General features: G+C 61.1%; 9 protein-coding genes. 5 read left to right on the top strand and 4 right to left on the bottom strand.

Annotated elements, in window-relative coordinates; all coding sequences use genetic code 11:
- Nucleotides 1–113: 113 nt before the first annotated feature.
- Nucleotides 114–2,225 carry a TonB-dependent receptor family protein gene (locus BFW87_RS22420; RefSeq protein ID WP_078741895.1) on the bottom strand — a complete coding sequence of 704 codons (2,112 nt, stop codon included), beginning with the start codon at nt 2,223–2,225 and terminating at the stop codon, nt 114–116.
- 250 nt (nt 2,226–2,475) lie between these two features.
- Here BFW87_RS22420 and BFW87_RS32040 point away from each other — a divergent pair, with 250 nt between their 5' ends.
- Both BFW87_RS32040 and BFW87_RS22415 read left to right on the top strand, forming a co-directional pair.
- Nucleotides 2,476–2,634: a hypothetical protein gene (locus BFW87_RS32040; RefSeq protein WP_176159804.1), complete on the top strand. Its 159-nt coding sequence runs from the start codon at nt 2,476–2,478 to the stop codon at nt 2,632–2,634.
- A 5-nt stretch (nt 2,635–2,639) separates the two neighbouring features.
- Nucleotides 2,640–3,266: a helix-turn-helix domain-containing protein gene (locus tag BFW87_RS22415; RefSeq protein WP_078741894.1), complete on the top strand. Its 627-nt coding sequence runs from the start codon at nt 2,640–2,642 to the stop codon at nt 3,264–3,266.
- 49 nt (nt 3,267–3,315) lie between these two features.
- On the opposite strand, the gene BFW87_RS32350 is transcribed toward BFW87_RS22415, so the two are convergent.
- The 3 genes from BFW87_RS32350 to BFW87_RS22400 all read right to left on the bottom strand — a co-directional run bounded on the left by BFW87_RS32350 (nt 3,316) and on the right by BFW87_RS22400 (nt 5,231).
- Entirely contained in the window at nt 3,316–3,825 is a 510-nt protein-coding gene (locus tag BFW87_RS32350) for a hypothetical protein (RefSeq protein ID WP_078741893.1), read from the bottom strand.
- A gap of 256 nt (nt 3,826–4,081) precedes the next feature.
- Nucleotides 4,082–4,360, bottom strand: coding sequence for a hypothetical protein (locus tag BFW87_RS22405; protein ID WP_078741892.1), 279 nt, complete (start codon nt 4,358–4,360; stop codon nt 4,082–4,084).
- 130 nt (nt 4,361–4,490) lie between these two features.
- Nucleotides 4,491–5,231 (bottom strand): hypothetical protein, encoded by a 741-nt coding sequence (locus BFW87_RS22400; protein WP_078741891.1) that lies wholly within the window; start codon nt 5,229–5,231, stop codon nt 4,491–4,493.
- A gap of 310 nt (nt 5,232–5,541) precedes the next feature.
- Here BFW87_RS22400 and BFW87_RS22395 point away from each other — a divergent pair, with 310 nt between their 5' ends.
- The 3 genes from BFW87_RS22395 to BFW87_RS22385 are packed head-to-tail and all read left to right on the top strand — an operon-like array spanning nt 5,542 to nt 9,594.
- Nucleotides 5,542–5,994 (top strand): (2Fe-2S)-binding protein, encoded by a 453-nt coding sequence (locus tag BFW87_RS22395; protein WP_078741890.1) that lies wholly within the window; start codon nt 5,542–5,544, stop codon nt 5,992–5,994.
- On the top strand, nt 5,994–8,231 hold the full coding sequence (locus tag BFW87_RS22390; protein WP_078741889.1) for a xanthine dehydrogenase family protein molybdopterin-binding subunit: 2,238 nt from the start codon (nt 5,994–5,996) through the stop codon (nt 8,229–8,231). Before BFW87_RS22395 ends, BFW87_RS22390 begins: the two co-directional genes overlap by 1 nt.
- Before the next feature lie 16 nt (nt 8,232–8,247).
- Nucleotides 8,248–9,594 (top strand): c-type cytochrome, encoded by a 1,347-nt coding sequence (locus BFW87_RS22385; RefSeq protein ID WP_078741888.1) that lies wholly within the window; start codon nt 8,248–8,250, stop codon nt 9,592–9,594.
- Nucleotides 9,595–9,700: the final 106 nt, after the last annotated feature.

Below are 9,700 nucleotides of genomic sequence, written 5' to 3'. Positions count from 1 at the left end.
CCGCTGTAAGAGCGGAACCCTAAGCGGCCGTTACCGCAACAACGGATATGCCCACCGACAGACCGCCATCGCAGGCAAGCCAGCTCCCACATTCGATCGCTGGCGTTTGCGACTTACCGCCAGCTCCACGACACGCCGGTATAGACGCCACGCCCGTCTCCAGGCGTTGAGCGAGCAACGTCCAACCCCTTGTCGTCATACCCCGGAGTCACAGTGTTCGCATAACGCCGATTCGTCAGATTGCGCAGATCAACCCAAGCCTGCCAGTCCTGTTTCGGCGCGTCATAGCCAAAAGTAGCACCAAAGGTAGTGTAGGACGCAGCAGCGTAGGAATTGGCGTAATCCACCGCCACTCTTGACGAATGCTCAGTGTTGAAACCGGTGTAGAACCCCGTCGGATGGCTATAGCGCAACTGCGCCTGGTAATAATGTTTAGGAATGCCCGGCAACGTGTTACCGCCAAACCGGTCATCGTCGCGGTAGTGAAAATCGCTGTAGGTATACGCCTGGCGCAACGCAAGCCGGCCATTGCGCCCACCGTCCCACAACGGGCTGAACACGCTCAACTCCACGCCCTGGTGCACAGTGGGGCTAGCGTTGGCTTCAGCAACAACAGAGTTGGTGGTCGAGGTCTGAGCCTGGGTTTCAACGGTAAGCAGTTCGTGACGCACTTCGGACCGGTACAACGCCAGGTCCCACTCGCCAAACCACTCCTCGCCACGGCCGCCGACTTCAAGGGTGGTCGCAGATTGATTGCGCAGGTGGACGCCCTCACGCGCCAAACCCTTCGCAGGACCACTGGTGAAATACCTGTTAGACCCCCAGATCATCGACCACGCATGCGGCGGCTCGACCGAGCGACTGAGGTTGCCATACACCTGCAACTGCGGGGTGACGTCATACCGCAGGCCCACACCTGGCGCGTAGTCCCAATCGTGTTGGCTCGTAGGCGAATGAGTTTCAGGGTAGGTCACTTCGGTTTCACGCCGAGTGTAGATCGCCGCCAGACCAGTGGTCAGCCACAGATCGGGGACAAGCTCCAGCTCATTGCCGACATGCAGCACAGTGTCAGAACCGAGATAGCTGTAATCACGAGTTTTGGTGCCCGGTGCGTAGATAGCAGTATTTCCCGCGGGCACGCGTACATATTCCGACGCACCGTTATTCGGCATGGCTTGAGTCGTACGCAAGCCGATCGTGGTCCGGCTGTCATGGCCAAACAACGAATCCTGGCGAATGTAATTCAGCGTGCTGCTGATATCGGTGTAGGCAACCTTCAGACGATTGGTGCCTTCGCGCAAGTCCATCGGGTAGTCGTGATACGCCAGCCCAACCTCGACGCGGGACTGGTCATCCAGTTGCAAGGTGGTCTTGTTGGCGATCCAGGTCGAGCCGGGTTGCAAACGCTTGGAATCACGCAGCGCATTCAGGCTATTGGCGGCACGCGGGTCGTGACTGATCTGGTCACGGGTCAATTTACCGGGCGTGTCATTGGTGGTTTCGCGATAACGGAAGTAGAAACGCGTTTCCAGGTCCGGGTTGAAACGGTAGCCGAAGTTGGCCGCGACGCCCTTCCCGGTGCCGGCGCTCTGGTGCTGGTAACCGTCGGACGCCGAGTCGGTGAGGCTGATGTAGTAGTCGGCATCCCCCAGCACCTGGCCGGAGCTGACCTCGCGCTGGGTGTAACCGCGACTCCCCGCTTCATAACGCACCTGCAATCTGGGCGCGTCATAGCCGGTGCGGGTGACGTAGTTGACCGAACCGCCCAAAGCCAGTGCGCCCTGATCGAAGCCGTTGGCACCCCGCAGCACTTCAACCCGGCTTTGCCACAGCGGGTCTTTCAGCTCGTAAGGCGTGCCGCCCGGGCCGGTAAGCGGCAAACCGTCGAACATTTCATAGAGGCCGGACGCATGGGAGCCGGGGCTGCGGTTCAGGCCCGAACCGCGAATCGACAGCTTCACCCCTTCATTGTTCGCCGCTTTGGCGTACACCCCGGCCTGGTACTTGAACACGTCTTCGTTGCTGCTGACCCGGCCCTGTTGCACGCTGCTCATATCGATGTAGTTGGTGCCGCCGGGCACGCTCTTGAGCTGCGCCTGGGCCACCTCCCCGGCGCTGGCTTCGGTGCTGGTGACTTCGACCGGAGCCAATTGCAGGTCTTCGGCGTACACCAGTGAAGTCAGGGTCAGAGTGGCAAAAAGGAGCGGTGGTTGGCGCAACAGCATGAGGGGTAAATCCTTGGAATTCCGGGGCGTGACAGGCCGAGGCCATCACGCGAACGGTGATGGGAAGGCGGGCGCGCCCGCCAGGTCACTCCTGATTAACGGATCAGAGCCTTCCCACAACAGCGTCGGACGGGATTTTTTTGCTAAGTCCAAAATCGAATTAACACATGCAAACTCAGTATTTAAAGAAATAACCACTACGCATTACTGTGGAGTCATTGAGTCACCAACGCCCCACGAGATCGCCCCCATGCAGACATCCGCCACCGTCATCGACTTCACCCTCCACCGCAAACGCCGCCAGGCGCGGGCAGCGGCCGAGTTGATGTGGGCGATGTACGCGGCGCGCGCCGGGCTGGCGGTGTTCACCGCACAGGTGGCGCCGTCCAGCGATACGCGCCGGGCGTAAGGCCGATGAATTTCCTGCACGTGCTTCCCGAACCGCCCGAACCCTTGCCAAAACCCACCACCGAAGACGACGACACCAGCCTGTGTGTCGCGCAGAACCTGCAACGCCTGCGCAGCAAACGCCATTTGTCGCTGGACGGTCTGGCCCGCGCCTGTGGCGTGAGCCGGGCGATGCTCGCGCAAATCGAATCCGGGCGCAGCGTGCCGTCGATCAAGGTGCTGTGCAAAATTGCCAAGGGTTTGAAGGTGTCGGTGGCGGCGTTTCTGGAGGACCGTGCGTTTGAAGGCGTCGAGGTGTTGCCGGCGCAGCAGAGCAAGCGCCTGGTGAGTGCCGACGGGGCGTTCGTCAGCCGTGCGCTGTTTCCCTACGATACGGCGCGCCAATCCGAGTTCTACGAGATCCGTTTACGCGCACTCGGTGAGGAAGTGTCCGAAGGCCATGGCCCCGGCATCCAGGAAAACCTGGTGGTGGCCCAAGGCGTGCTGGAAGTCAGCGTCAACGAAGAGCGCTATTTGCTCTCCACCGGCGACTCGATCCTGTTCTACGCCGACCAGCCCCACCGCTACCGCAACCCGGCGGACAGCGAGGCAGTGGCGTTCCTGGTGATCACCTACCCGGAACGCCTGGACTGAATGCAAAACGCCCCGATTAATCGGGGCGTTTTTTATTGTGCAGAACCGGTCAGCAGGTGCAGCACATCATCGGCATGCCGTTGCAGCTCATCATCATTGGCATGGCGCAGTCGTTCATCATTTTGTTCATCAGCATGCAGCAGTTGTTCATCATGTCCATGCTCATGCCTGGCATCGGCATCATTTTGCACATCATGCTGTCGCCCATCAGGGTGCATTCCATCATGCACTTCATCATTGGCATCGACATGCCCATGGCCATCATCGGCATCATGTTCGGCATTTCCATGTTCATCTTCATGGCGCTTGCCGACATGCACATCATCGACATGTTGGCGCACTGCATCATCATCGGCATGCCGCAGTTCATCATCATCGCCATCATTTCGGCGCTGGTCTTGAACTGAGCCATGTCCATGCCGGCAGCCGGCTTCATGGTGCACATCATGGCGTCGGCGGCCATTTCGCATTTCATGGTGGCCATCATCATCGGCATGCCCATCATCATCGGCATCATTGGCATGGAAGTGTTCATCGGCATCTGCATTGCGTTCATCATGTTCGAAACTCCGTAATCGACAGGAAATGGCTAAGTTCTGGCGCCGATTCTAGAGACGCCCGGCGGCGGCGCAAGACGGCAGCAGAGCAGCAGGTTTGGATGCTCGGAGGCAAGCTTGGTTGAACAAAACAGCACGGCATGACGTTGAAACAGACAATCCGAAGCGATAACGCCCCTTATATCTATCAAACACGCAGAACCGGCGTTATGGATATTCGATCCAGTCATTGAGACCAGCCAGAAGGAAATAAACGATCTAACCCGCTTGAAAAAGCCCGGGCTCAAGCGCTTGAATGAACTCTTGCGCCTCGCTGCCCAGTGGAAACGTGAAGCCCAGCATCTCGTCACAGGCCAGAATCCCGGCGAGCGCCTCGCGTAACTGCAACTCTGTCGGTGAGGTACGCAGCAGCTTGTGGGCTGGTAACAACAGATCGGCGGGAGCGCCTTGTGCGCTCGCCACGTCGATCGCGGCAAACAGGATGAATCGCAGGCGAACCTCACGTTCAGTGGGCCAAACCGTTTTTCGCTTACCCAAGTCAGGCACTCATCATCAAGAAAAGTCCGAGGCTATTGCCGACGCGGGAGTGTTTCAACACACGCGGTGCAAGATAGGCCGTTTCCTACGCGAGACCCAGAAAGTACTGACTGGATCGCCTGCCACTGCATCACTGAACCGGCAAGAAGTTCATCAACAACAAACTCTGCGCGTAGTTGAGGCCAATGCGCCGGTAACGCTCATCGAGCATCTGGGTCAGCAGGTCCAGACGCGCGACGACCTTGCCGAACTCCACCGCGAAGCTGAGGTTGCTGCCCTCCTCCGAGATCTCGTTGGAAAACAGCAGCAACACGCCGTTGGCATCCTGGCGCTGGCCCAGCAGCCAGGTGGCTTTTTCGATATTGCGCGCGGCATTGCTCACAAATTGCGGGTTGATCGAGTCGGTCACATAGAACTGCGTGCGCCCGCCGTGGGCAGTCACGATCATGCTGCCGATCGCATAGATAAAGGCGCCTACCCGGTCGCCGCGAAATTCCGGGCTTAATGAATAGCTCAGTGCCACCAGATCACGCCGGTCGCCAAGCGCTGGCAGGGGCTGGCGGTTTTCGATGGCTTTGCGGATTTCCCGTGCAGCGGTCACCGCGTCCGGGTAACCCGATTGACGCCACTGGTTGGGGTTGCGCAGGTACAGCTTGTTCATCAGCAGGTAAAGGCTTTGCAGGTTGTCGCGCATGCTCAGGGTCGCCATACGGTCGACGCTGGTCTGGAAGAACTCATCGGGCTTGCCATTGCTGAACTGCCGGGCGATATCGCGTCCTTGTTGCTGGCTGCAGCCGGTTGCGCAAAGCAGGCACACAGCCCCCAGCAGCAGCGGCCAGCGGGTGAGTAAAGCAGTCAACGTTCGATCCATCGGTACCCGGTCAGGTTCTGTTGATCACGCACTGAATGCGCGCGGTCGTGACAGGGATAGATCAGAAGAATCCAGAAAAGTGCGGCAGCGGTACTTCGATCAGCAGAGGACTACACCGCATTGGCGCCAGGGTGCAGTGATGCAATCCTGTCGAATACTTGCCTGATCCTCCGACTTTTCGTCTGGGGGATCGAAAGCCAGCGCTGCGTGGTCTAGAGTTTGACGATGTGCGCCAGTTGCCATGCCAGGGCTCACGCCCTTCATAAAAAAGAAAAAAGCTGCACCCACCGATGATTAGCAGGTGAAAGCAATGGAATTACGTATTAACCAAAAGTCCTATCAGGTCGATGCGGACGCGGACACCCCGTTGCTCTGGGTTATCCGCGATGACCTGGGCATGACCGGCACCAAGTACGGCTGCGGCCTGGCCCAATGCGGCGCTTGCTCGGTGCTGGTGGACGGCAACGTGGTGCGCTCCTGCGTCACGCCGGTGTCGGGTGTGGTCGGTCGTGAAATCACCACCATCGAGGCCGTTGAAGCCGATGACGTAGGCAAGCGCGTGGTCGCGGCCTGGGTTGAACATCAGGTAGCGCAGTGCGGGTATTGCCAGTCTGGCCAAGTCATGGCCGCCACTGCTTTGCTCAAGCACACCCCCGCGCCGACGGATGCGCAGATCGACGCGGCGATGGTCAACCTGTGCCGTTGTGGCACTTACAACGCGATCAAAACTGCCGTGCATGACCTGGCGAAGGGGACGGTGTGATGAACATGCCCCATGAACTGCTGAATGTTGCTTCAGGTGACCCGGTCAACCTGTCTCGCCGACGCTTTCTGGCCAGCACCGCGGTTGGCGCGTTGGTCATAGGCTTCGGCCTGCCACTGAGCACGCCCAGAGCGTTCGCCGCCGCTGCCGGCGCTGCAGAGCGCGGCACTCAGGTCCCGGCGTTCCTGGAGATTCGCCCGGACGGCACCGTTCGCCTGCTCAGCCCCTTTATGGAAGGCGGCCAGGGCACCCACACGGCCATGGCGCAGATTGTCGGTGAAGAACTGGACGCCGACCCCGCCACCTTCGTGGTCGAAAGCGCACCGCCAGGCGAAGCCTATGTGGTGATGGACAATGGCCTGCGCATCACCGGCGGCAGCATGTCGATCCGCATGAGCTACCCGACCATGCGCCGCCTCGGCGCCCTGGCACGGGCCATGCTGCTGCAGGCCGGTGCCGTGCAACTCGGCGTTGCCGTGGCAGAGCTGACCACCCAACCTGGCCGCGTGGTGCACACCGCGTCCGGTCGCTCCGTGGGTTACGGCGAACTCGCCGGCCGCGCCCTGGACATGCCCGTGCCGGACCCGGCCACCATCACCCTGCGCGACCCGAGCCAGTTCCGCTGGATTGGCAAGCCGGTGAAACGCCTGGACGCCTACGACAAATCCACCGGCAAGGCGCAATACAGCATCGATTTGAAAGTCGACGGCATGCTCCACGCCGCCGTGCAGCACGCGCCGCGTCTGGGCATGACCGTGGCCAGCCTGCGCAATCAGCCACAGGTCGAAGCCATGAAAGGCGTGCATTCGGTGCACACGCTGCCTGGCGCCGTGGCGGTCGTCGCCGAACGCTGGTGGCATGCCAAGCGTGCGGTGGAAGCGATCCAGGTTGAGTGGCAGGAAGCCGGCGCCGATTCGGCGTTGCGCGTCATGCCGGCGGATTTTTCCACCGACAAGCACCGCGACTTCCTCGCCGCCCAGCAAGGCCCGGCCCGTGACGATGAAAACGAAGGTGATGTGGCAGGCGCGCTGAATAACGCCAAGACCAAGGTCGAAGCCACCTACCACAACCAATACCTGAATCACGCCCAACTGGAGCCGCCGTCAGCCCTAGCCCGTTTCAACCCCGACGGCACGCTGGACATATGGCTGCCGAACCAGGCGCCAGACATGTTCCGCGCCGACATCGCCAAGCGCACCGGGCTCGCCATCGATCAAATCAACCTGCACTCGCCGTTGCTCGGCGGCTTTTTCGGCCGGCATTTCCTGTATGACTCGGCCAACCCTTACCCGCAGGCGATTGCGCTGGCCAAGGCGGTCGGGCGCCCGATCAAGCTGATCTGGAGCCGTGAAGAAGAATTCCTGCGCGATGTGCTGCGCCCGGTCGCAGTGGTCAAGTTCCGTGCAGCGCTGGACGACAAAGGCTTGCCGGTGGCGATTGAAGCGGTCAGCGCCACCGAAGGCCCTACCGAAGCCCTCGCCGGCAAACAGGGCGACAAAATCGACCCTACGGCCCTTGAAGGTTTGTCCGGGAAGGCCTACGCCATCCCCAACAAACGCATCGCACAGATCTACGTCAAAGGCGCGCCGATGCTCGGCTACTGGCGTTCGGTGGGCAACTCGCTCAACGACTTCTTCTACGAAGCGTTCCTTGACGAATTGGCCGACAAAGGCGGGCAAGACCCGTATGAATTGCGCCTGCACCTGCTGCGCGACAACAAACGCCTGACCACCCTGCTGCAAGCGGTGGGCGATTTGTCCGGTGGCTGGAAGCGTGGCCCTTATACGGCCGAAGACGGCAGCAAGCGTGCACGTGGCGTGGCCATGGCCTCACCGTTTGGCTCGCAGGCGGCGGTGATCGCCGAAGTGTCGATTGAAAACGGCCAGGTCAAGGTGCACCACATCTGGGAAGCCATTGACCCGGGCAGTATCGTCAACCCGGCAATCGTCGAAGCGCAGGTGCATGGCGCCGTGGCCTTGGGCTTGTCGCAAACCCTGGTGGAGGAAGCGGTGTACGTGGACGGCAAGCCACGGGCGCGCAACTACGACCTGTACCCGATCCTGCCGCCTTCACGCATGGCGCAGGTGCATGTACGGATCGTCGAGAGTGGCGAAAAAATGGGCGGTATCGGTGAACCTCCGCTACCCGCAGTGGCGCCGGCCGTGGCCAATGCGGTGGCACAGCTGACGGGGCAACGCATCCGCAGCCTGCCCTTGAGCCGATACACCTTCGCCTGACTGACAAGGAACGCCCATGAATAACCGTCGATTCGCAAGAACCGCAGGCTGGCTGGTGCTGGCCGCTGCGGTCGCAGCAGGTGTGCTGGCCTGGTATGTCACCCGCGAGCCTGCTTCGCCCTTTGAGAAACAAGCCGCCGCCAGCGCCGATCCGGCATTGGTCAGTCGCGGTGAGTATGTCGCCCGCGTGAGCGACTGCGTGGCCTGCCACAGCTTGCCGGGCAAGGCACCCTTTGCGGGAGGCCTTGAAATGGCGACGCCGCTGGGGGCGATTCATGCCACCAACATCACGCCCGACAAAAAATCCGGCATCGGCGCTTATTCGCTGGCCGACTTCGACCGCGCGGTGCGCCACGGCGTGGCACCGGGCGGGCGACGGCTGTACCCGGCCATGCCCTACCCGTCTTACGTGAAGCTCAGCGACGATGACGTGCGCGCGATGTACGCCTTCTTCATGCAAGGCGTGCAGCCGGCCGATCAGGCGAATATCCCCAGCAGCATTCCGTGGCCGCTGAATATGCGTTGGCCTATTGCACTGTGGAACGGGGTGTTTGCACCGAGTGAGACCTACGAGGCCAACACGGCACAGGACGCACTGTGGAATCGCGGCGCCTACATCGTCCAAGGCCCGGGCCACTGCGGCAGTTGCCACACGCCGCGCGGCTTGGCCTTCAACGAAAAAGCGCTGGATGATTCCGGCAAGCCGTTCCTCTCGGGTGCACTGCTCGACGGCTGGTATGCGCCGAGTTTGCGCCAGGACCCCAACACCGGTCTGGGTCGCTGGAGCGAGCCTGAGATCGTGCAGTTCCTCAAGGTCGGGCGCAACAAACATGCGGTGGTCTACGGCTCGATGACCGAAGCGTTCAATAACTCTACGCAGTTCATGGCCGACGAGGATTTGGCAGCCATTGCCCATTACCTCAAGTCGCTGCCCGGTGACCCACAGCGTGACGGCACGCCGTGGCAATACCAGGCCGTGGCGGCCAACGCAGCGGCGGACGTTCCGGGTGCCCACACCTACGCGACCCGCTGCGCGTCCTGCCATGGCATTGATGGCAAAGGCCAGCCCGAGTCGATGCCGCCACTGGCGGGAGCCACCTCGGCCTTGGCGAAGGAAAGCGCGTCGGCGATCAACATCACCCTCAACGGTTCACAACGGGTGGTGGCGGCGGGTGTGCCGGATGCCTATCGCATGCCAGCGTTCCGTGAACAGTTGTCTGATCAGGAGATCGCGCAAGTGTTGAGCTATGTGCGCGGTACGTGGGGCAACAACGGTGGCGTGGTGGATGCCGCGGCGGTGAACAAGCTGCGCGGGCATACCGACCCGGCGAGCAGCAGCCCGATCATCCTGCACATGCGTTAACCGAGGTCATACTCGGTTAACTGTGGGAGCGGCCAGCTCCCACAGGGGATTGGTGGTGTTTGAAAAATCTCACTGACAGGGCCATCACGCTGCGCACTCTCCCACA

Source organism: Pseudomonas fluorescens (genome assembly GCF_002022275.1).
Classification (GTDB): Bacteria; Pseudomonadota; Gammaproteobacteria; order Pseudomonadales; family Pseudomonadaceae; genus Aquipseudomonas; species Aquipseudomonas fluorescens_AJ.
The sequence above is the reverse complement of the archived record's forward strand: the minus strand, read 5'-3'. Positions and strand labels throughout refer to the sequence as shown.

Coding starts and splice junctions, on each gene's coding strand:
- BFW87_RS22420 (WP_078741895.1), bottom strand. CDS start 2,225: ATGCTGTTGCGCCAACCACCGCTCCTTTTTGCCACTCTGACCCTGACT.
- BFW87_RS32040 (WP_176159804.1), top strand. CDS start 2,476: ATGCAGACATCCGCCACCGTCATCGACTTCACCCTCCACCGCAAACGC.
- BFW87_RS22415 (WP_078741894.1), top strand. CDS start 2,640: ATGAATTTCCTGCACGTGCTTCCCGAACCGCCCGAACCCTTGCCAAAA.
- BFW87_RS32350 (WP_078741893.1), bottom strand. CDS start 3,825: ATGATGAACGCAATGCAGATGCCGATGAACACTTCCATGCCAATGATG.
- BFW87_RS22400 (WP_078741891.1), bottom strand. CDS start 5,231: ATGGATCGAACGTTGACTGCTTTACTCACCCGCTGGCCGCTGCTGCTG.
- BFW87_RS22395 (WP_078741890.1), top strand. CDS start 5,542: ATGGAATTACGTATTAACCAAAAGTCCTATCAGGTCGATGCGGACGCG.
- BFW87_RS22390 (WP_078741889.1), top strand. CDS start 5,994: ATGAACATGCCCCATGAACTGCTGAATGTTGCTTCAGGTGACCCGGTC.
- BFW87_RS22385 (WP_078741888.1), top strand. CDS start 8,248: ATGAATAACCGTCGATTCGCAAGAACCGCAGGCTGGCTGGTGCTGGCC.